Genomic DNA, 19528 nt, shown 5'->3' with positions numbered 1-19528 from the left:
GAGCTCGCGCTGCAGGTTGGCGTGGCCTCTGTGGTTTTCCATTGTAAAAACAGAGTAAATAAACAACATGACTTCAGTTCCACTTACCAAGTTCGGCGCAGAGCTCCTGAAAGACGAGCTGCACCAGTTGAAGACCAAAGAACGCCGTATCGTGATCGACGCGATTGCCGAAGCACGCTCGCATGGCGACCTGTCGGAAAACGCCGAGTACGATGCCGCCAAGGAGCGCCAGGCGTTCGTCGAAGGCCGCATCGCGGAACTGGAAGGTAAGCTGAGCGCCGCACAGATCATCGACCCGACCACGCTGGACGCCGATGGCCGCGTGGTGTTCGCGTCGACGGTGGACCTGGAAGACCTGGAGTCGGGCGCGAAAGTGACCTACCAGATCGTCGGCCTGGACGAAGCGGACCTGAAACTGAGCAAGGTATCGGTGACGTCGCCGATCGCCCGCGCGCTGATCGGCAAATCGGCCGGCGACGTGGTGGAAGTGCAGGCCCCGAGCGGCCCGCGCGAATACGAAATCCTGGAAGTGCGTTACATCTGATGTTACTCGCGCGCACCCGTTTGCTGGTCGCGACGCTGTGGGCCGGCAGTTTGTGGGCGGTCGGCTACCTGGCCGCGCCGACGCTGTTCGCCACGCTGAGCGACCGCGTGCTGGCCGGCACCATCGCCGCCAGCTTGTTCAAGAATGAGGCGTGGCTGTCGATCGCCTGCGCGCTGGTCATGCTGGTGCTGCTGTGGATCAGCAAGGGCGCCGAGACTGGCGGCATTTTCGCCGGTTCCGCCGCCAACTCGGCCGCCAAGACGCGGCGCAACCTGCTGATTGTCGTGTTTGCAATGTTGCTGTGTACGCTGGTGTCGCATTTCGGCCTGCAGCCGATGATGGCGGCCTTGCGTGCCGCGGCAGGGCCGGGCGGTGTGATGGAAGACGCTGCCAGGAATGAATTCGGCATGTTGCACGGCATTTCCAGCAGCATCTACCTGGTGCAGAGCTTGCTGGCCGCGTGGCTGGTGGTGAAACAGTAAAACACTTTCGTCCTTTCCCGGGCGGGAAAGGACGATGCACGAGGCTTATTTCGAGCCCAGTGCGCTCTTCTTGGTCGACTTCTGCTGTGGCTTGGCGCGTTTGATATTGCCGCCTTGGGTCACGCGTTCATTCCCCTTGAGCAGTACCTTGGTCACCGACGGACGCTTGGTGCCGCTTGGGCTGGGCTTGACGATGGTGACTTCGCGCAGGCCCTTGCCGGAGGTCGAGCGGGCTTTTTCCGTTTCCACCTTCGGACGGTACAGCACCAGCAGCTTGCCGATGTGTTGCACCGGTGCCGCGTCGAGCTGCTCGCAGATGGTGTCGTACATGGCGGCGCGGGCTTCGCGGTCGTCGCCGAACACGCGGACCTTGATCAGGCCGTGCGAATCCAGGCCCAGCGAAATTTCCTTGAGGACGTTGGCTGTCAGGCCCGCCTCGCCGATCAGGACGATAGGCTTGAGACCATGCGCTTCGGCGCGCAGAGCGCTGCGCTCAACAGGTGTAAGTTTTTGCATAATATATTTTTAGTGGTTCCCTTAAAGGCAGTATTCTACGCGAATGAAGAAGAAGAAATTAAACAAAAACTGGTTGCACGACCACATTAACGACCCTTACGTGAAATTGGCGCAAAAAGAGGGCTACCGCGCCCGCGCCGCTTTCAAGCTCAAGGAGATCGATGAGGACGAGAGCCTGATCAAGCCCGGCCAGGTCATCGTCGACCTCGGCTGCACGCCTGGCAGCTGGGGCCAGTACGCGCGCCGCAAGCTGGCCGGCAAGGAGGGCGGGGGCATCAACGGCACGCTGATCGGCCTCGACATGCTGCCGATGGAGCCGATCGCCGATTTCCACTTCATCCAGGGCGATTTCCGCGAGCCCGACGTGCTGCAGCTGCTGGAAGACCATGTCAAGGGCCAGAAAGTTGATCTTGTGCTATCGGATATGGCGCCCAACCTGTCCGGCATCGCCAGCGCCGACGCCGCGCGCATGGAGCATCTGATCGATTTGGCAATTGAATTCTCCCAGGCGCATTTGAAACCCGGCGGCGCGCTGCTGGTGAAATGTTTTAAAGACATGGGTTTCAATGACATCGTGCTCAAATTCCGCCGCGAATTCAAAACCGTGATCCAGAAAAAACCCAAAGCCAGCCGCGATAAATCGTCCGAGATTTTCCTGCTGGGACGCGGACTGAAGAATCCGACCGACGGCATGGTCTCGGCCGAAGTGCCCGATTCCGACGAATTCGCCCCTGAACGCCCTTGATATTTGGGGCTTGGGCCGCACATCGACACAGTGAAGATCAGTTTTGACTTGATCGCACCGGTATTTTGGTCAAATAATGTGTTTTTACGCGGGATTTTCAGCCGCACGCACAAGTGGGCTTCTGGCACCGCCTGCTTATTGCGAGTAAAATCGGGTTTCTAAGCTATAGGTTATAGATGCGCCCTGCATCCAAGGAGTTTTCGTGAATAACATGTTTTCCAAATCAGCCATTTGGGTAGTTGTGGTACTGCTGCTGCTCATGCTGTACAAGCAGTTTGATAGTCACAGCGTAGCCGGTGGCGCCAAAACGATCGCTTATTCCGATCTGCTGGATGATGTGAAAGCCAAGCGCATCAAGGATGTCGTGATTGAAGGCGCCAACATCACCGCCACCCGCAGCGACGACACCAAGGTGCGCTCGACCGCCACCATGCTCGATCGCGGCCTGGTCGGCGACCTGCGCGACAGCGGCATCCATTTCGACATCAAACCGCCCGAGGAGCCATCGTTCCTGCAGCAGGTCTTCGTGTCGTGGTTCCCGATGCTGCTGCTGATCGGCGTGTGGATCTTCTTCATGCGCCAGATGCAGGGCGGCGGCAAGGGCGGCGCGTTCTCCTTCGGCAAGTCGAAGGCGCGCATGATGGATGAAACCAACAACACCGTCACCTTCGCCGACGTCGCCGGTTGCGACGAGGCCAAGGAAGAAGTCAACGAAATCGTCGACTTCCTCAAAGACCCGAGCAAATTCCAGAAACTGGGCGGCCGCATTCCACGCGGCGTGCTGATGGTCGGTCCTCCGGGCACCGGTAAAACCCTGCTGGCCCGCGCCATCGCCGGCGAAGCCAAGGTGCCGTTCTTCTCGATCTCCGGTTCGGACTTCGTTGAAATGTTCGTCGGCGTGGGCGCGTCCCGCGTGCGCGACATGTTCGAGAACGCCAAGAAGCATTCGCCTTGCATCATCTTCATCGACGAGATCGACGCTGTCGGCCGCCATCGTGGCGCCGGCATGGGCGGCGGCAACGACGAACGCGAACAGACGCTGAACCAGCTGCTGGTGGAAATGGACGGCTTCGAAGCATCGTCCGGCGTCATCGTGGTGGCAGCGACCAACCGCGCCGACGTGCTGGACAAGGCGCTGCTGCGTCCGGGCCGTTTCGACCGCCAGGTGTCGGTGGGCCTGCCGGACATCCGCGGCCGCGAACAGATCCTCAACGTGCACATGCGCAAAGTGCCTATCGGTACCGATGTCAAGGCCGACATCCTGGCCCGCGGCACCCCTGGCTTCTCCGGCGCCGACCTGGCCAACCTGGTCAACGAGGCGGCCCTGTTTGCGGCACGCCGCAGCAAGCGCCTGGTGGACATGGCCGACTTTGAAGATGCGAAAGACAAGATCTTCATGGGCCCCGAGCGCAAGTCGATGGTCATCCGCGAGGAAGAGCGCCGCAACACCGCGTATCACGAGTCCGGCCACGCCGTGGTCGCCAAGCTGCTGCCGAAGGCCGATCCGGTCCACAAAGTGACCATCATGCCGCGCGGCTGGGCACTGGGCCTGACCTGGCAGCTGCCTGAGCACGACAATATCTCCGGCTACAAGGACAAGATGCTGGAAGAAATTTCCATCCTGTTCGGCGGCCGCATCGCCGAAGAGATCTTCGTCGGCCAGATGTCGACCGGCGCCTCGAACGACTTCTCGCGCGCCACCAAGCTGGCCCGCTCGATGGTGACCCGCTTCGGCATGTCCGACAGCATGGGCGTGATGGTCTACGAAGACAGCCAGAACGACGGCTTCTTCGGCGGCGCCTCGAAGACGATTTCCGAAGCGACCCAGCAGATGGTCGATGCCGAGATCCGCGCCATCCTCGACACGCAATATCAGCTGGCGCGCAAGCTGCTGGAAGAGAACCGCGACAAGGTCGAAGTGATGACCAAGGCGCTGCTGGAATGGGAAACCATCGACGCGGACCAGATCAACGACATCATGGCCGGCCTGGAGCCGCGCGCACCGAAGCCGGGCGTGACGATCCGCAAGCAGCCTCCCGGCGACGGCGGCTCGGGCGTATCGCCTAACGTGACCGCGCCGGCCTAAACGGCCGTTACAGCATCAACTCAAAAGGGTGAGGAGTGATCCTCGCCCTTTTTCATTCCAGTTTCATATGCGATCTACACTGCAGTTTGGCCGATTCAACTACCCGTGGCGTGGCGAGGGCGTCCGTCCCCGCGTGATGGGCATCCTCAACGTCACCCCCGATTCGTTTTCCGACGGCGGCAATTACCAGTCGCTGGAATTCGCCATTTCCCATGCCGAGCAGATGATACTGGACGGCGTCGACATCATCGACGTCGGCGGCGAATCCAGCCGCCCCGGCGCGCCGCCGCTGCCGCTGGAGCAGGAGCTGCAGCGCGTGATGCCGGTGCTATACGCGCTGCGCGACCAGGGGCCGGCGATCTCGGTCGACACCTACAAGCCGCAGCTGATGCGCGAAGCGGTCATCGCCGGCGTCGACATGATCAACGATATCAACGGTTTCCGCGCGCCGGGCGCCATCGAGGCCGTGCTCGACAGCGATTGCGGCCTGTGCATCATGCACATGCAAAGCCAGCCGCAGACCATGCAGCTGGCGCCGTCGTACACCGACGTGGTGGCCGAGGTGATCGCCTTCCTGCGCGAGCGCATCGACGCGATGACCGCCGCCGGTATTGATCCGCGTCGAATCTGCATTGATCCCGGCTTTGGCTTTGGCAAGACGGTGGAGCATAATTACGCCTTGTTGAAAGCCACCGGACGCTTGATCGCCGAGCTGGACATGCCGCTGCTGGCGGGCCTGTCGCGCAAGTCGATGATAGGCGCGGTGGTCGACAAGCCGGTGGAGCGGCGCATGGCCGGCAGCGTCGGCGGCGCGCTGGCGGCGGTGGCGCAGGGCGCCGTCATCGTCCGCGTGCACGACGTGGCCGAGACGGTCGACGCGCTCAAGGTATGGCAGGCGGCACACTAAAACCAATAACGATAAAGAGAACACACAATGTCACGTAAATATTTTGGCACCGATGGTATCCGCGGCCTGGTGGGCGAGTCGCCGATCACGCCTGACTTCGTCATGCGCCTGGGCTATGCGGCAGGCAAGGTCCTGGCCGGCACCCGCAGCGGCGGCGCCCGCCCGACCGTATTGATCGGCAAGGACACGCGCATCTCCGGCTACATGCTGGAGGCGGCGCTGGAGGCGGGCTTCTCCGCCGCCGGCGTCGACGTCATGCTGGCCGGCCCGATGCCGACGCCCGCCATCGCCTACCTGACGCGCGCGCTGCGCCTGTCGGCCGGCGTGGTGATCTCGGCGTCGCACAACCCGTTCCAGGACAACGGCATCAAGTTCTTTTCCGACCAGGGCACCAAGCTGCCCGATTCGGTCGAGCTCGATATCGAGGCGGCGCTGGATCTGCCGATGGCCTGCGTGCCGTCGGAAAAGCTGGGCCGCGCCAAGCGCCTGGACGATGCCCAGGGCCGCTACATCGAATTCTGCAAGAGCACCTTCCCCAACGAGCTGGACCTGCGCGGCCTGAAGCTGGTGGTCGACTGCGCCCACGGCGCCGCCTACAACATCGCGCCGCACGTGTTCCATGAGCTGGGCGCCGAAGTGATCGCCATCGGCAACAAGCCGGACGGCTTCAACATCAACCTGGGCCACGGCGCCACCGCGCCGGACGCGATGGCGCTGGCGGTGCGCGCGCACGGCGCCGATCTCGGCATCGCGCTGGACGGCGACGCCGACCGCCTGATCATGTGCGACGCCAATGGCCGCCTGTACAACGGCGACGAGCTGCTGTACCTGATGGTGATGGACCGCATGGCGACCGGCCCGGTGGCCGGCGCCGTCGGCACCTTGATGACCAATATGGCGGTCGAGGTGGCGCTGAAGGAGAAGGGCATCGGCTTCGCCCGGGCCAAGGTCGGCGACCGCTACGTGCTGGAAGTGATGAAGGACAAGGGCTGGATCCTGGGCGGCGAAGGCTCGGGCCACCTGCTGGCGCTGGACAAGCACACCACCGGCGACGGCATCATCTCGGCGCTGCAGGTGCTGTCGGCGCTCAAGCGCAGCGGCCGTTCGCTGGAGCAGTGCGCCGGCGAACTGGTGATCTTCCCGCAAACGCTGATCAACGTGCGCGTCGCGCCCGGTTTCGACTGGACCAAGAACGCCGCCATGGTGGCGGAAAAGGAGCAGGTCGAGCGCGAGCTGGGCGACAGCGGCCGGGTGCTGATACGCGCCTCCGGCACGGAACCGCTGATACGCGTGATGGTCGAAGCCCGTAACGCCCAAGATGCGCAGTCGATGGCGCGCCGCATCGCCGACAAGGTGGAAAACCAGCTGGCCGCTTAAAATTTCAGCAGTGAAATAATCGGCTGGCGTTTCATTGACGCGGGAAGCGCCAGGCGTTAGAATACTGTCTTCGGAGTGTGGCGCAGCCCGGTAGCGCACCTGGTTTGGGACCAGGGGGTCCAAGGTTCGAATCCTTGTACTCCGACCAAGAACTTTTAAAACGGGCTGTCTTCAGGACAGCCCGTTTTTCATTTCCGCGACGTATTCTCGTCGCGAACATCTCTGCCCATAGCTCAGTTGGATAGAGCATCAGCCTTCTAAGCTGAGGGTCGCAGGTTCGATTCCTGCTGGGCAGGCCACTCTTCGTATCAGGCTAGTCGATACTAGCAATTAACGCAACAATCTCAGATTTCAACTTGATAGCGATTGTGTTTATTTTCATTCAACATCAGGATGAGGAAAAATCGAGCACATATTTTTTGGCGGCGTACTGATCTTCATCAAGTAAAAAAACCGTATAGAGCAAAGCGAATGTAACTATCATCGATGACTTTTGGAGAACACAATCATGTGGTTCGAACTTTACGAAGATAGTTGCTCAACAACAAAAGAGCCATGGCGATGGAGATTGCGGGATGGCGGTGGCGCCGTCGTTGCCCTTTCAACGGAGGGATATTGTACTGAAGATGAGTGCCGCCAAGCTGTGCAAGACCTTAAGATGATTTCACCCAAGACCCCGATACAGACTCGCCGCCGGGGACGGAGGTCAGGGCATGCGACGACAATAGGAAAGTGATGAATATATGACTGGATTGACATTGCCAAGTTGGGCAACGGCAGAAGAAACTTCTTTATGGCTCAGCGATAAAACCGGAATGCCATGGAATCTGGCAGGTTTGCTTGAGCGTGGTTTAACGCCCCACGTCTGGCTGGACTATTCGGAAGAGTATGCGGATCTGTTTGCCGAGGGAATTAAGCGTTATCCCGCGCCGATATTCTTCGTCGAAGACATTAAAAGATTATCCGAAGGCAATCCCGATGTGCTGATACGCATGACACGGGACTCCGATAGAATATCTTTTAAACTGAAGCCGCCAGGCATCACCATGCCGCTTGATGCGATCAGGTTCTTTCAACTGGACGTGGTTCGGATGGCGGAAGAGATTCTAAATCCACCGGTTGAAGCGGCTCCACCGGCAAGGGAAATTCCAAAGGGAATGAGCAAGGAAGAAGTTATCTATGTATTCGGCGGCATGGTAAAAACGGATCTGGGAAAATCGCTGGCTGACGCCATCGGTATATTCGGCGACGATGGCGCCCGGGTGAGAAAGAATTCACGCGCTGGTAAAAATAGTTATCTGTGGAATCCCGTGACGCTGGCGCTGGGTTTGAATGACGTCTACCGCGTGCCGATGCCGCGTTTGAAGAAGGCGTTCGCTGTCCAGGCCGAACTGGCGCCCTGGAAAGATGCGTGGATCGAGTCTTTGCGCTTGCTGGGAGAGTGAAAGTATGCCAAAAATTGGCTTGTATGCGCCGTTTTCTGGCGCGTGTCCGAGGAGACACTGAATGACGATAGACACCCTGCATTTCACACCGTGGCCCGCCCTGGCCGGTGGAATATTGATCGGCCTGGCGGCGGCGTTATTTATCCTGTTGAATGGCCGCATCGCCGGCATTAGCGGAATTATTGGCGGCCTGCTGCGTCCGAATAAAGGCGATATCGGCTGGCGCTTCGCGTTTATTGCCGGCCTGATACTCGCGCCTGTCATCTACGGCATATTTTATGAATTGCCCGCGGTTCAAGTCGATGCCGGCACCGCCATATTGATTGCGGCCGGCTTGCTGGTGGGCGTTGGTACCCGCTATGGATCGGGATGCACGAGTGGCCACGGCGTTTGCGGAATATCCCGCTTATCGCCCCGATCGATGGCCGCCACGATGATATTCATGGCCGTCGGTTTTGTTACTGTCTTCCTTTTGAGGCATCTGTCATGATTATTTCGTTCGCGTGCGGCTTGATTTTTGGCCTGGGATTGATTATTTCCGGCATGGCCAACCCGGCCAAGGTATTGGGCTTCCTTGATTTGGCCGGGAAATGGGATCCTTCGCTGGCATTTGTGATGGCAGGGGCGATATTGATCGGTTTCTTTGCGTTTCTTTACGCCGGCCGCCGCCAAACCACTTTGCTGGGTATGGAGTTGAAATTACCCACGTCAAAAAATATCGACCGCCGATTAATAATCGGATCGATATTATTCGGTGCGGGTTGGGGATTGGCGGGATTTTGTCCCGGCCCAGCGCTGGTGGGCCTGGGCATGGGCTTGCCCAAGGCGGTTTTATTTGTTTTGGCGATGCTGACCGGCATGGGATTGTTCGAGCTGCTCGAACGCCGGCGCGGTGGATAAGTTCTCGCTGCGACAAATTTGCGCAGCGAGACTTTTCTTATAGAAAACAACTACTTGGCATGGCCCGGTACGGCTTGTTAACAAGCTTATCCACAGAATTTGTTAACAACCCGGCGCTTACTTGCCCAGCACCTGAACTTCGATGCCTGAATACATCGCCGGCGCGTGATAAACCCGCTGGGTGGCCTTCTGGAAGTCCTCCGCCTTGGCTTTCGGAATATCGACGAAGGTTTGCGGGTTCAAGTCCACCAGCGGGAACCAGGAACTCTGGATCTGCACCATGATGCGGTGGCCGCGCCGGAAAGTGTGGTTGACGTCGCTCATGCTGTAATTGACGGCTTCCACCTTGCCGGGCGTGAACGGTTCCGGCTTTTCAAAACTGTTGCGGAATTTGCCACGCAGCGGATCGCCGCGCACCAGTTGCTGGTAGCCGGCCATGGTCAGCGTCGGTTTCGGCACGTCCGGGCCGCGCTCCTCGTCGCCGCCGGCGCTTGGATATTCTGGCGGATAGACGTCGATCAGCTTGACCACCCAGTCCGCATCGGTGCCGGTGGTGGACACGAACAGGCGCGGCTTGACCGGACCGCTCAGCGTCACATCCTCTTCCAACACCTCGCTGCGGTAGGTCAGCACGTCCGGACGGCTGGCGGCGAAGCGCTGGTCGCCGACCATGTATTCCTTCGGCGCGCCCTGCGCCGGGTAGGCGGTGAACGGCACCGGCTTGTGCGGATCGGCCACATATTCATCGAACGCCGCGCCGGCCGCCGGCTGTTTCCAGCTCAGCGTGCCGTTCGGTCCCAGGAACAGCGTGCGCGCGGCCGCCTGTTTCGGCGGCCAGGCGGCGTAGTTGCGCCAGACATTGCTGCCGGTCTCAAACGCATAGACTTCGGATACGTTCTTGTTGGCCACACCCTTCAAATGCTGCTCGAAGAAGGGGAACTGGATATTGCTGCGGAACTGCTGGCCGGTCTTGGCATCGAACTTGACGTAGCCCAGGCTGGCGCCGTCCGCGCGTCCCCAGGCGCCGTGCGACCACGGGCCCATCACCAGCCCGCTGTAGATGCCGGGATTGTTGCGCTTGATGGTGTTGTAGGTGGTCAGCGGGCCTTGCAGGTCCTCGGCGTCGTACCATCCTCCCACGGTTAGCACGGCGGCCTTGATGTTCTTCAGGTGCGGCGCGACGTTGCGGGTTTTCCAGAAATCGTCATAGCTGCTGTGCTCGATGGTCGGCATCAGCAGCGCGCGCTGTTTCGGCGTCAGCGTGCCGGTGATGTTGGACAAGGTCAGGTGCGACAGGAAGAATTCGTAGCCGTCGGCCGTGCCGTAGTCGAAATGGTCCCAGGACTTCGGGAGCGGCGTCGGATTTTCCGCTTCGACGAAGGCCGAGTAGAAATCGAAATTGGCCGCCAGCATGAAGGCGCCGCCGTGATACGAGTCGTCGTTCATGTACAGGTCGGTCACCGGCGCCTGCGGCGACGCGGCCTTGATCGCCGGATGCGAATCGATGATGCTGGCCGAGGTGTAGAAGCCCGGATACGAGGTGCCGAGTATGCCGACCTTGCCGTTGTTGTTGGCGACGTTTTTCAGCAGCCACTCGACGGTGTCGTGCATGTCTTCGCTCTCGTTGCCTTCGCCCTTGGCGCGCGCGGCGTTGACGTGCGGCGTCATTTCCTGCCACTTGCCTTCGGACATATAGCGTCCGCGCACATCCTGCTTGACGAAGATGTAGCCGCTGTCCTCAAACTCCTGCGACGGGCCGATGTGTTCCGGATAAAAATCCACGCCGTAATGCAGCTCGCCGCCGCTGTTCACGCCGGCGCTGTAGGGCGTGCGCTGGACCAGGAAGGGATAGGTCTTGCTGGCGTCCTTGGGCACATAGACGGCGGTGAACAGCCGCACGCCGTCGCGCATCGGGATGCGGAATTCGTATTTGGTGTAGTGCTCGCGCAGGGAGTATTTGGGCGCGGTATCGGCTGCGCCGGCGTGAACGGATAGTCCACCCAGCATCAAGGCCAAGGTTATGGCGGTAAGACGCAGTTTCATAGGTTCCTTTTTTTGTTGAAAAGCAAACCCGTAAAGTGTAATCGCAGTGGATAACTTTCGCTGCGACAAATTTGCGCATCCGAACTTTATCCATAGAAAACAGCAGCTTGGAAGATGGGGGGAGCCGTTGTTAACAGCCTTATCCACAGATTCTGTTAACAAGTATGGGGCAAAGGATTGTTGCAAAATTTTACAATTTTCTCTTTGTGTTAGCAAACGTACAGTTGTGCTCGCAACATCTTTATATGCTTCGCATTACCGGATGGGGACATTCGGACAACTTTGCTCAACTCGCTACTCCTATCGGATACCAAATGAAAATCAAAAATATGTTGCTCGCCTCCATGATCGCCGGCGCCAGCCTGTTCGGCACCTCGGCCTTCGCTGCCGATATCGGCAAAACCTCCGTCGTTACGCTGGACGACGATGGCCTGGGCGGTTTCGCCGCTACGCTGGGTGCGACGTTCAATAGCGCGGCCATGGGCAAGACCTTCAGCGATTTCTACACCTTCACGCTGTCCGACTCGTACGACTCGTCGGCCTCGCTGACCTCGACCTACCTGAACAAGACGACGTTGAAAGACCTGTTGATCACCGGTTTCAGCCTGGTCAAATACGATGCTTCGAACGCCGTCGTTCAAACCTATATGGGCACCAATACCACGGCCAGCGGCAGCCATGTCGACAAGTGGGAACTGAATGGTTTGCCACTGAGCGCCGGAAAGTATGCGATTGAGATCGACGGCAAGGTGCTGGGCAATGCCGGCGGCAGCTATGCTTCCGACCTGAACGTGTCGATCGCGGCCGTTCCAGAGCCAGAAACCTACGGCATGATGGTCGTCGGCCTGGGTCTGCTGGGTGTGGTTGCGCGTCGCCGCAAGCAAGCCTAAGTTCGGCAACAAGTAAGAAACGCGCCTGAGACTACGACTCAGGCGCGTTTTTGCGTTGACAGCATCGGCTTTGGCGCAGGGCCGATTGCGGCTAGTTGCATGACGCTATCGAGCGCGGAGCGCCGCGCAAACGGCCTACAATGCGGACATGAAGACCCTGCGCAAAGTGTTGTTGGCGTCGGCGTTGTGCCTGCTTTGGGGCGGACACGCCAGCGCCGATACGCCGCAAAAGCAGGCTCATGCAGAAAAGGCGGCGCAAGGCCACCGTATCGACCGCTCAGGTAAAACCCGCAAGGGCAAGGCTTCCTTCTATGGCCGCCGTTTCCACGGCAAGAAAATGGCGAACGGCGAAATCATGAAGCCCGACAGCAATGCAGCCGCCAGCAAGACGCTGCCGGTGGGCACGGTTGCCAAGGTCACCAATCTGGAGAACAACAAGAGCGAGGTGGTGGTGGTCAAGGACCGGGGACCGTATGTCGATGGCCGCATCATCGATGTCACGCCCAAGACCGCCGACAAGCTGGATATGAAGGAAGAGGGCGTGGCACCGGTGGCGGTGACGCCGCTCAAGCTGCCGCCCAAGCCGGAGGCCGAATCGGCGCCGCCGGACAAGGCCAAATAGTTGCTCCGTCAGGCTGGCGCCAGACTGTCGATCAGCGCGCGGCAGGCGGCCGACATGCGCCGGTGCGGCGCGTAGATCAGCGAGAACGGCTTGCTGCGGTCGCACAGCGCCGGCAGCACTTCCACCAGTTGTCCGTTGCGCAGTCGTTCCTCCACCACGAAGCGGTAGGTCTGGCAGATGCCCAGCCCCTGCTGCGCCATCGACACCACGCCCAGCACGTCGTCGGCCACCCGCATGCGCGGCGGCGCCAGCCAGTCGACGTCGCGGCCGTCGACGCGCAGCAGCCACGGCGCCTGTCTGCCGGTGCTGGGCAAGGTGAAGGGCAGGCAGGCGTGCGCGGCCAGTTGCTCCAGGTCCTGCGGCGTGCCCGCTCGCTGCAGGTAGCCCGGCGCGGCGACCAGGCAGACCGGCGATTCGTCGAGGCGCCTGGCGACCAGCCCGCTGTCGGCCAGCTCGCCCAGGCGTATCGCCATGTCATAGCCTTCGTCGACCAGATCGACGTTGCGGTTCGTGATGCTCAGTTCGATGACGACCTTGGGATGCTGCTCCATGAACGGCCGCAGCAGTTGCGGCAGCCGGTAATGGCCGTAGCTGGTCGGCGCGCTGATGCGTATCGTGCCGGACAACTCGCCGCCCCGGCCCTGGATCGCCCGCTCCGCGTCGGCGATCAGGCCGAAGGCGCTGCGGGCTTGCTCCAGGTAAAGCGTGCCGGCCTCGGTGACGCTCAGGCGGCGCGTGGTACGGCGCAGCAGTTGCACGCCGAGCCGGCTTTCCAGCCTGGCCACGGCGCGGCTCAGCACCGACGGCGTGGTGCCGAGCGCCACCGCGGCGGCGCTGATCGTGCCCTTGTCGACGATGGTGACGAAAGCTTCCACATCCGCCATGTGATCGAATTGCCTGGCCATTCCAGCCTTTCAAGAACAAATGATTTGATTTTCAGATTATTTACACACTCTACAGTCATCAATAAAGTAGCGCTACTGCAAAACACTACTCTGGAGCGCAATATGAACCACACCATCCTCAAAACCGCCGCCGGTGCCGTACTGGGCCTGGCCGCGTTGACCGCCAATGCCGCCAACGTGCTGGTGGTACTGTCTGACGCCGCGCAACTGGAGTTGCGTGACAATCGCAGCTTCAACACCGGCTTCTATGCCAACGAGTTGATGCAGCCGGTTAAAAAGCTGCTGGACGCCGGCCATGTCGTCACCTTCGCCACCCCGCTGGGCAAGGCGCCGACACTGGATCGCCTGTCGGTCGACAAGGCCTATTTCGGCAACGACGAGGCCAGCATGCGCGAACACCTGGCGTTGCTGGACAAGCTGCAACTGACGTCGGCCCTGCATTCGCCGGTCATCAGCCTGGCGCGCGTGGAGCAGAACGGCTACGGCCACTATGACGCCATCTACATTCCCGGCGGCCACGCGCCGATGCAGGATTTGCTGCACAGCGCGCCGCTTGGCCGCTTGCTGCGCGACTTCCACGCCAACGCCAAGCCGACCGCGCTGGCCTGCCACGGTCCGATCGCCTTGCTGTCGGCAATGGAGCAGCCTGAGCAGTTCACCGCGGCGCTGGCCGCCGGAGGCAAAGCCAAGGCGCCGGCCTGGATCTACGCCGGCTATGAAATGACGGTCTTCAGCAACGCCGAGGAAGACGCCTCCAAAGGCATGTTGAATGGCGGTGCCATGAAGATCTGGCCGCAAAACGCCCTGCAGCGCGCGGGCGGCGTCTATAGCAGCGCGGCCAATTGGCAAAGCTGGGTGGTGGCCGACCGCGAGCTGATCACCGGCCAGAACCCGGCGTCGGCAGTCGGCGTGGCCGACCAGCTGCTGGCGCGGCTCAAGCGTTGATCAGGCATGGACGAGGCGACCTGCACGTGCCTCAGCTACGAGTTGACGTGCCGCCGCTGCCGTCTACCTCCCTTGCGGGGGCAGGAACATCTTCCGCTGCAACGGATTGACGTCTTTTTTCAGCATGGACGGCACGAACGGATCCTGCATGAACGCCAGCGACTTGTAGAACGATTCGGTGCCGTTGGCGGCCTCCAGCAGCAAGCGGCGTATGCCCAGGCCGTGGCAATACTGTTCGATGCGCTGCATGAACCAGTGACCGACGCCGCGGCCGCGAAACTTGCTGCTGACAATCACGTCGGCAACATAGCAAAACTCGGGCGGCGCCAGTTCAAGGCGCGCAATGGCGATCGGCTTCTTGTTGGATTCGACGCTGACCCAGACGATCTTGCCGCGCGGGTCGATTGCTTTGGGTTGTGGCGTATCGGGCCAGTCGGCGTCCTTGCGAAACGCGCTCAAGGCCTTGGGGGACAAAGGCGACTTCAGGGGAACAAACTGCAAATCTTCGTGCATACGTGTATTCAGCTAAGGGATACACGTAGGGTAAACGCCGCACGATAGGAGTACAAGCGGGGATTTGTATAGTCTTGTGTCAGTTGGGACGGAAGTGCGCCATCATGGCCTGGATGGCGCCGCGTTTTTTCAGCGACTGGATCGCCCTGTCGACGTTCGGCAGCGTCAGCTTGCCGTTCGGCGGCAGTGCGCAGTAGGTGTCGAAGGCCGACACCTTGTAGGCCACCGGATTGAGCAGCGCCCGTTCCGGATGGATCTTGCGCTGGTAATCGAAATACAGCGAGTTGGTCAGCATGTAGGCGAAGCGATAGCGCAGCAGCTTGGCCAGGTTCAGGTCGTCGCTGGCGGCATCGTCGCGGATGAAATCCTCGCCCAGCGGTTGCTCCAGATGACTGTAGCGGTAGCCGAGGATGGTGCCCATGCGCTGCCTGCGTAGTTCGTCCACGCTGCGTATCGCCGCCGTATCGCTGCGGCTGGCAATGATCTCGTTATTGGTGAAGATGGCGGCGCTCCACAGCCAGTCCTTGCCGTCGAGCCATTCCGGCCGCAGATCGCACAGGATGTCGGCCTGGCCGGCCGCCAGCGGCACTTCGACCCGTTTGCGCGGCACCGTCAGGTAGCGCGGCGTCATGCCCAGCTCGCGCGCCAGCGCATCGCCGAACTCCTTCAGCAGGCCGCCCGCCAGCACGCCGTCGCGGAAGTCCGTCATCGGCATCGCGCTGCCGGTCGATACCACGTAGACCAGCTCGCCGGCCCGGGACGGCGCGGCCAGCAGCAGGGCGGCTAAAAAAAAGATGGGCAAGCTCATGCGGATATCATACTGCAGCCGAAGCGCTGCGGTCGAAGCGGGCGCCGCGGGCTTGTGCGAGAATGCCGCCATGGACGATCGCTATTTCTACCAACCGGCGCTGGGCCACGGCCTGCCGCACGACCCTTTCAACGCCATCGTCGGGCCGCGCCCGATCGGCTGGATTTCCTCGCGCGGCGAGGACGGCGGCCTGAACCTGGCGCCCTACAGTTTCTTCAATGCCTTCAACTACACGCCGCCGCTGATCGGCTTTTCCAGCCAGGGCCGCAAGGATACGCTGCGCAATATCGAGCAGACCGGCGAGTTCGTCTGGAACCTGGCGACCCGGCCGCTGGCCGAGGCGATGAACGCCAGCTGCGCGCCGGCGCCGCCGGAGGTGAGCGAGTTCGGGCTGGCCGGCCTGACGCCTGCGGCCTCGCGCATCGTCGGCGTGCCGCGCGTGGCCGAGAGCCCGGTGGCCTTCGAATGCAAGTGCAGCCAGATCATCCGGCTGCAAAGCGCGTCCGGCGAACCGACCAACGGCTGGCTGGTGATGGGGGAGGTGGTGGGCGTGCACATCGCGCAAGAACTGCTGCGCGACGGCATTTACGACACGGCGGGCTCGCAGACCATCCTGCGCGGCGGCGGCCCGGCCGATTACTTCGAGATCAACCGGGACAACCTGTTCCGCATGCGGCGCCCTGACTATCCCTGAAGCGACCGCCGGCGCGTGGCGGGGGCCAGCGCGACCGCGCGTCCCCGGCCGGAACGTCCGGCTGCGGCGGTAGCTCCCGTCTGCGCGTGAGCCTGGTCGAGCTTGAACACGCCCACCAGCCCGGCCAGCGCATGGGCCTGCTCTTGCATCGCCGCTGCGGCGGCGGCCGATTGCTCGACCAGCGCGGCGTTCTGCTGCGTGACCTCGTCCATCTGGCCGATGGCCTGGTTCACCTGCTCGATGCCGGCGGTCTGCTCCTGGCTGGCGCTGGCGATGCGGGCCACGATGTCCGTTACGCGCTTGATGCTGGCGACCACCTGCTCCATGGTGGCGCCGGCCTGGTCGGCCAGCCTGGCGCCGGCGTCGACCTTGCCGACCGAGTCGCCGATCAGGGTCTTGATTTCCTTGGCGGCGGCCGCCGAACGCTGGGCCAGCGTGCGCACTTCGGATGCCACCACCGCGAAGCCGCGCCCCTGTTCGCCGGCGCGTGCCGCCTCCACCGCGGCGTTCAATGCCAGGATGTTGGTCTGGAACGCGATGCCGTCGATGACGCTGATGATGTCGACGATCTTGTTGGCCGATTCATTGATCGCGCCCATGGTGGCCACCACTTCGCCCACCACCGCGCCGCCGCGCACCGCCACGTCGGAGGCGGTGATCGCCAGCTGGCTGGCCTGGCGCGCGTTGTCTGCGTTCTGGCGTACGGTGGTGGTCAGTTCCTCCATCGACGCCGCGGTTTCCTCCAGCGCGCTGGCCTGCTGCTCGGTGCGTCCGGACAGGTCCAGGTTGCCGGCGCTGATTTCCTTCGACGCCGTCGCGATGGTGTCGGTGCCGCCGCGCACCTCGCTGACGATGCCCACCAGGCTGTCGTTCATGTGGCGCAGGGCGCGCATCAAAGCGGCCGTCTCGTCGTTGCCGTGGATGTCCATGGTATGGCTGAGATCACCCCCGGCCACCGTTTCGGCCATGCCGACGGCGGCGCGCAGCGGTCCGACGATGCCGGCCGTCAGCAGCCACGAGCAGCAGGCGCCGATCAGCAGGGCGGCGACGGCCAGCAGCGCGATCAGCTTGACGCTATAGGCGCGGATATCCTGGATAGACCGGCTTTGCGCATCCATTTGCTTGTGCTGTTGCGCCAGCAGTTGTTCCAGCAGGTCTTGGTAGCCTTTCGCGGCCGGGGTAAATAATTTTTCCAGCGCGCTGTCGGCCAGTTCGTGGTCGCCCTGCGCCTTGGCTTTCATCGCCGTGCTGGTCGCCTCGCGGTAGAGCTTGCGCTGGGCGTTGATTTTCACCAGCAGCGCGGCTTCCTCCGGCGTCGTCAACAAGGGTTCGATCTGCCTGGACAGGGCGGCGGAGCGTTGCGACGCGGTATCGGTCTCGTCCTTGAAGTAGGCCGCCACGCCGGGATCGCTGCTCTTGACGATGGCGCCGGTGCGGCGCACCGCGCCAAAGATCTGGGTATTCCACTCGGCGATCAGGCGCTCCTTGGCCAGCGGGGCCGACATCGCCTCCGACGCGGCGGCGATGTCATTCATGCGCCAGATGCTGAGCACGGTGGTGAAAAGCATCAGCGCCAGCATCAGGGCGAACCCCGCTCCCAGCCTTTTCCCGATATTGAACTTGGCAAACCACTTCATGTCCGTCTCCTAGCCGCAAGGCATTAATCGAAAAATTCTATTAATTGATAGAAAAAATTGATGTCTCAAATCGCGTCAATTATTTCTCGGCGGATATGATGCCGCATGATGTGCCATGGCCGCAATCGATTTCCGCACTATCTGACGTCGTGGCGGCGATCGAGGTAATTGTTCGGGAAAACCGATTTATCGATAGAATCTTTTTGCTTATTCCAATTTAATTTTTCCCCTATATTGGAGCGACTCCGCACTCAAGACGGAAGAAGGAAACGGTTCGCGACAATGCTGCGCATTATGTGCCGTTGTTTATAAATCAAAACGGAGACTTATCATCAAATCCCAGATCCTGGTATGCGCGCTTGGCGCCCTTGCTTGCGCCGGCGCCTACGCCCAAACCACCAACCAGACCAGCGTCGTCATGTACGGCAGCATCGACGACGGCCTCGACTATGTCAGCAACGCCCACGGGGCGCACCTGTGGGCTGTCAACGCGGGCAAGCGTTCGCCCGACCGCATCGGCTTCCGCGGCACCGAAGATCTCGGCGGCGGCCTGAGCGCCTTCTTCAAGCTCGAAACCGGCTTCAATTCCGACGCCGGCACGCAGGCCAATCCAACCAAGCTGTTCAACCGCTACGCCACGGTCGGCCTGACCAGCAATACGCTGGGCACGCTCACGCTGGGCCGCATGCCCGACTTCGCCTACGACTATGTGGGACCGCTGAACAACAGTATTCCCGGCATCTCCTGGGCTTATTCGCCGGGCAACCTGGATAACCTGGCCAATGTGTACGGCATCGACAACGCGGTGCGCTATGAAACGCCGGTCGTCGACGGCCTGCAGGTCGGCGTGATGAACGGCTTTGGCGAGGATCCGAGCAATTTCTCGCGCAGCCGCCAGTATTCGGCCGGCTTCCGCTACAGCGGCAGCCAGTCGCGCCTGGCCGGTTCGTATTCGATGTTCCACAACCGCACGGCCGACCTGAAAAGCGTGTTCGGCGTCACCAGCGTGCTGGGCCAGAACCTGAGCAACAGCGTGTTCAACGCCGACCGCTACAGCACCATTGTCCTCGGCGGCTCTTACCAGATCGGCATCTTCATCCCGCACGCGACCTTTACCCAGGTGTCGTTTGAAAACAATCGCGGCGAGGAGGAGCAGCGCAACTTGCAGGCCGGCGTGAACGTCGACCTCAGCGGGGGCCAGAAGCGGCGCTTCCTCGGCGTCTCGGCCGCCCACTCGACCTTCATGGACATGAAGTACAACCAGTTGAACCTGTTCGTCAGCCAGCACTTGAGCCTGTACACCTTGTTCACCCAGGTCTATGCTGGTGCTTCGTATGTCCGCGCCAGCGGCAAAGGGGCGGTGGCAGGCGCCTTCGGCTATACACCGTCGAGCGGCCAATCGCAGGCGCTGCTGCGCACCGGCGTACAAGTGCAGTTCTGAGCAGAAACAGCAATAACCAGAAAGGTGT

Annotated in this window: 21 protein-coding genes and 2 tRNA genes; 17 read left to right on the top strand and 6 right to left on the bottom strand. The window is 61.3% G+C overall.

Annotated features, from left to right (window positions below; translation table 11 throughout):
• Window positions 1-67 precede the first annotated feature (67 nt).
• Window positions 68-544 (top strand): transcription elongation factor GreA, encoded by a 477-nt coding sequence (greA, locus tag ACCD07_RS10510; RefSeq protein WP_176653899.1) that lies wholly within the window; start codon window positions 68-70, stop codon window positions 542-544.
• The gene (locus ACCD07_RS10505) at window positions 544-1026 is read left to right on the top strand and encodes a DUF4149 domain-containing protein (protein ID WP_176653900.1); all 483 of its coding nucleotides are present in this window, start codon (window positions 544-546) and stop codon (window positions 1024-1026) included. The genes greA and ACCD07_RS10505 overlap by 1 nt, the downstream gene beginning before the upstream one ends.
• 45 nt (window positions 1027-1071) lie before the next feature.
• On the opposite strand, the gene ACCD07_RS10500 is transcribed toward ACCD07_RS10505, so the two are convergent.
• Window positions 1072-1542, bottom strand: coding sequence for a YhbY family RNA-binding protein (locus ACCD07_RS10500; RefSeq protein ID WP_176653901.1), 471 nt, complete (start codon window positions 1540-1542; stop codon window positions 1072-1074).
• A gap of 43 nt (window positions 1543-1585) precedes the next feature.
• On the opposite strand from ACCD07_RS10500, the gene ACCD07_RS10495 reads away from it, so the two are divergent.
• The 10 genes from ACCD07_RS10495 to ACCD07_RS10450 all read left to right on the top strand — a co-directional run bounded on the left by ACCD07_RS10495 (window position 1586) and on the right by ACCD07_RS10450 (window position 9002).
• The gene (locus ACCD07_RS10495; RefSeq protein WP_176653902.1) at window positions 1586-2287 is read left to right on the top strand and encodes an RlmE family RNA methyltransferase; all 702 of its coding nucleotides are present in this window, start codon (window positions 1586-1588) and stop codon (window positions 2285-2287) included.
• A 202-nt stretch (window positions 2288-2489) separates the two neighbouring features.
• A complete protein-coding gene (gene ftsH / locus ACCD07_RS10490; RefSeq protein WP_176653903.1) occupies window positions 2490-4373 on the top strand; it encodes an ATP-dependent zinc metalloprotease FtsH in 1884 nt (627 codons plus the stop codon).
• Window positions 4374-4440: 67 nt separating this feature from the next.
• Window positions 4441-5280, top strand: a complete 840-nt coding sequence (folP, locus tag ACCD07_RS10485) for a dihydropteroate synthase (RefSeq protein ID WP_413447310.1) — start codon at window positions 4441-4443, stop codon at window positions 5278-5280.
• A gap of 27 nt (window positions 5281-5307) precedes the next feature.
• Complete coding sequence (gene glmM, locus ACCD07_RS10480; RefSeq protein ID WP_176653905.1) at window positions 5308-6657, top strand: phosphoglucosamine mutase; 1350 nt, start codon at window positions 5308-5310, stop codon at window positions 6655-6657.
• Between the two features lie 71 nt (window positions 6658-6728).
• Window positions 6729-6805 (top strand) — tRNA-Pro (locus tag ACCD07_RS10475).
• A 74-nt stretch (window positions 6806-6879) separates the two neighbouring features.
• Window positions 6880-6956: transfer RNA gene (locus ACCD07_RS10470), tRNA-Arg, on the top strand.
• Between the two features lie 209 nt (window positions 6957-7165).
• Entirely contained in the window at window positions 7166-7393 is a 228-nt protein-coding gene (locus ACCD07_RS10465) for a DUF1508 domain-containing protein (protein ID WP_176653906.1), read from the top strand.
• Window positions 7394-7400: 7 nt separating this feature from the next.
• Entirely contained in the window at window positions 7401-8102 is a 702-nt protein-coding gene (locus tag ACCD07_RS10460) for a hypothetical protein (RefSeq protein ID WP_413447309.1), read from the top strand.
• Between the two features lie 61 nt (window positions 8103-8163).
• The gene (locus ACCD07_RS10455; protein WP_413447308.1) at window positions 8164-8592 is read left to right on the top strand and encodes a YeeE/YedE family protein; all 429 of its coding nucleotides are present in this window, start codon (window positions 8164-8166) and stop codon (window positions 8590-8592) included.
• On the top strand, window positions 8589-9002 hold the full coding sequence (locus ACCD07_RS10450) for a DUF6691 family protein (RefSeq protein ID WP_413447307.1): 414 nt from the start codon (window positions 8589-8591) through the stop codon (window positions 9000-9002). The genes ACCD07_RS10455 and ACCD07_RS10450 overlap by 4 nt, the downstream gene beginning before the upstream one ends.
• Window positions 9003-9119: 117 nt before the next feature.
• Here the strand turns inward: ACCD07_RS10450 and ACCD07_RS10445 are convergent, their stop codons facing one another.
• Window positions 9120-11045, bottom strand: coding sequence for a CocE/NonD family hydrolase (locus ACCD07_RS10445; protein ID WP_413447306.1), 1926 nt, complete (start codon window positions 11043-11045; stop codon window positions 9120-9122).
• A gap of 314 nt (window positions 11046-11359) precedes the next feature.
• On the opposite strand from ACCD07_RS10445, the gene ACCD07_RS10440 reads away from it, so the two are divergent.
• Window positions 11360-11935 carry an FxDxF family PEP-CTERM protein gene (locus ACCD07_RS10440; RefSeq protein ID WP_413447305.1) on the top strand — a complete coding sequence of 192 codons (576 nt, stop codon included), beginning with the start codon at window positions 11360-11362 and terminating at the stop codon, window positions 11933-11935.
• Window positions 11936-12083: 148 nt separating this feature from the next.
• The gene (locus ACCD07_RS10435) at window positions 12084-12557 is read left to right on the top strand and encodes a septal ring lytic transglycosylase RlpA family protein (protein WP_413447304.1); all 474 of its coding nucleotides are present in this window, start codon (window positions 12084-12086) and stop codon (window positions 12555-12557) included.
• 8 nt (window positions 12558-12565) lie between these two features.
• On the opposite strand, the gene ACCD07_RS10430 is transcribed toward ACCD07_RS10435, so the two are convergent.
• Window positions 12566-13462, bottom strand: a complete 897-nt coding sequence (locus ACCD07_RS10430) for a LysR family transcriptional regulator (protein WP_176653913.1) — start codon at window positions 13460-13462, stop codon at window positions 12566-12568.
• A 102-nt stretch (window positions 13463-13564) separates the two neighbouring features.
• Between ACCD07_RS10430 and ACCD07_RS10425 the strand changes: the two genes are divergently transcribed.
• The gene (locus ACCD07_RS10425; RefSeq protein WP_413447303.1) at window positions 13565-14407 is read left to right on the top strand and encodes a type 1 glutamine amidotransferase domain-containing protein; all 843 of its coding nucleotides are present in this window, start codon (window positions 13565-13567) and stop codon (window positions 14405-14407) included.
• A gap of 63 nt (window positions 14408-14470) precedes the next feature.
• Here ACCD07_RS10425 and ACCD07_RS10420 read toward each other — a convergent pair whose 3' ends face one another.
• Together ACCD07_RS10420 and ACCD07_RS10415 are read right to left on the bottom strand one after the other, a co-directional pair.
• A complete protein-coding gene (locus ACCD07_RS10420) occupies window positions 14471-14920 on the bottom strand; it encodes a GNAT family N-acetyltransferase (protein ID WP_176653915.1) in 450 nt (149 codons plus the stop codon).
• A gap of 79 nt (window positions 14921-14999) precedes the next feature.
• The gene (locus ACCD07_RS10415; RefSeq protein WP_353402432.1) at window positions 15000-15728 is read right to left on the bottom strand and encodes a substrate-binding periplasmic protein; all 729 of its coding nucleotides are present in this window, start codon (window positions 15726-15728) and stop codon (window positions 15000-15002) included.
• 70 nt (window positions 15729-15798) lie between these two features.
• Here ACCD07_RS10415 and ACCD07_RS10410 point away from each other — a divergent pair, with 70 nt between their 5' ends.
• A complete protein-coding gene (locus ACCD07_RS10410) occupies window positions 15799-16422 on the top strand; it encodes a flavin reductase family protein (protein ID WP_413447302.1) in 624 nt (207 codons plus the stop codon).
• Here ACCD07_RS10410 and ACCD07_RS10405 read toward each other — a convergent pair.
• On the bottom strand, window positions 16413-18059 hold the full coding sequence (locus ACCD07_RS10405) for a methyl-accepting chemotaxis protein (protein WP_413447301.1): 1647 nt from the start codon (window positions 18057-18059) through the stop codon (window positions 16413-16415). The genes ACCD07_RS10410 and ACCD07_RS10405 overlap by 10 nt on opposite strands.
• A gap of 328 nt (window positions 18060-18387) precedes the next feature.
• Here ACCD07_RS10405 and ACCD07_RS10400 point away from each other — a divergent pair, with 328 nt between their 5' ends.
• Window positions 18388-19500 (top strand): porin, encoded by a 1113-nt coding sequence (locus ACCD07_RS10400; RefSeq protein WP_176654086.1) that lies wholly within the window; start codon window positions 18388-18390, stop codon window positions 19498-19500.
• Window positions 19501-19528: the final 28 nt, after the last annotated feature.

The sequence above is a fragment of the Duganella sp. Dugasp56 genome (genome assembly GCF_047304105.1).
GTDB lineage: Bacteria > Pseudomonadota > Gammaproteobacteria > Burkholderiales > Burkholderiaceae_D > Rugamonas > Rugamonas hordei.
The sequence above is the reverse complement of the archived record's forward strand: the minus strand, read 5'-3'. Positions and strand labels throughout refer to the sequence as shown.

Coding starts and splice junctions, on each gene's coding strand:
- ACCD07_RS10505 (WP_176653900.1), top strand. CDS start 544: ATGTTACTCGCGCGCACCCGTTTGCTGGTCGCGACGCTGTGGGCCGGC.
- ACCD07_RS10430 (WP_176653913.1), bottom strand. CDS start 13,462: ATGGCCAGGCAATTCGATCACATGGCGGATGTGGAAGCTTTCGTCACC.
- ACCD07_RS10465 (WP_176653906.1), top strand. CDS start 7,166: ATGTGGTTCGAACTTTACGAAGATAGTTGCTCAACAACAAAAGAGCCA.
- ACCD07_RS10435 (WP_413447304.1), top strand. CDS start 12,084: ATGAAGACCCTGCGCAAAGTGTTGTTGGCGTCGGCGTTGTGCCTGCTT.
- ACCD07_RS10420 (WP_176653915.1), bottom strand. CDS start 14,920: ATGCACGAAGATTTGCAGTTTGTTCCCCTGAAGTCGCCTTTGTCCCCC.
- ACCD07_RS10495 (WP_176653902.1), top strand. CDS start 1,586: ATGAAGAAGAAGAAATTAAACAAAAACTGGTTGCACGACCACATTAAC.
- ACCD07_RS10410 (WP_413447302.1), top strand. CDS start 15,799: ATGGACGATCGCTATTTCTACCAACCGGCGCTGGGCCACGGCCTGCCG.
- glmM (WP_176653905.1), top strand. CDS start 5,308: ATGTCACGTAAATATTTTGGCACCGATGGTATCCGCGGCCTGGTGGGC.
- ACCD07_RS10440 (WP_413447305.1), top strand. CDS start 11,360: ATGAAAATCAAAAATATGTTGCTCGCCTCCATGATCGCCGGCGCCAGC.
- ACCD07_RS10460 (WP_413447309.1), top strand. CDS start 7,401: ATGACTGGATTGACATTGCCAAGTTGGGCAACGGCAGAAGAAACTTCT.
- ACCD07_RS10455 (WP_413447308.1), top strand. CDS start 8,164: ATGACGATAGACACCCTGCATTTCACACCGTGGCCCGCCCTGGCCGGT.
- greA (WP_176653899.1), top strand. CDS start 68: ATGACTTCAGTTCCACTTACCAAGTTCGGCGCAGAGCTCCTGAAAGAC.
- ACCD07_RS10500 (WP_176653901.1), bottom strand. CDS start 1,542: ATGCAAAAACTTACACCTGTTGAGCGCAGCGCTCTGCGCGCCGAAGCG.
- ACCD07_RS10425 (WP_413447303.1), top strand. CDS start 13,565: ATGAACCACACCATCCTCAAAACCGCCGCCGGTGCCGTACTGGGCCTG.
- folP (WP_413447310.1), top strand. CDS start 4,441: ATGCGATCTACACTGCAGTTTGGCCGATTCAACTACCCGTGGCGTGGC.
- ACCD07_RS10415 (WP_353402432.1), bottom strand. CDS start 15,728: ATGAGCTTGCCCATCTTTTTTTTAGCCGCCCTGCTGCTGGCCGCGCCG.
- ACCD07_RS10405 (WP_413447301.1), bottom strand. CDS start 18,059: ATGAAGTGGTTTGCCAAGTTCAATATCGGGAAAAGGCTGGGAGCGGGG.
- ACCD07_RS10450 (WP_413447307.1), top strand. CDS start 8,589: ATGATTATTTCGTTCGCGTGCGGCTTGATTTTTGGCCTGGGATTGATT.
- ACCD07_RS10445 (WP_413447306.1), bottom strand. CDS start 11,045: ATGAAACTGCGTCTTACCGCCATAACCTTGGCCTTGATGCTGGGTGGA.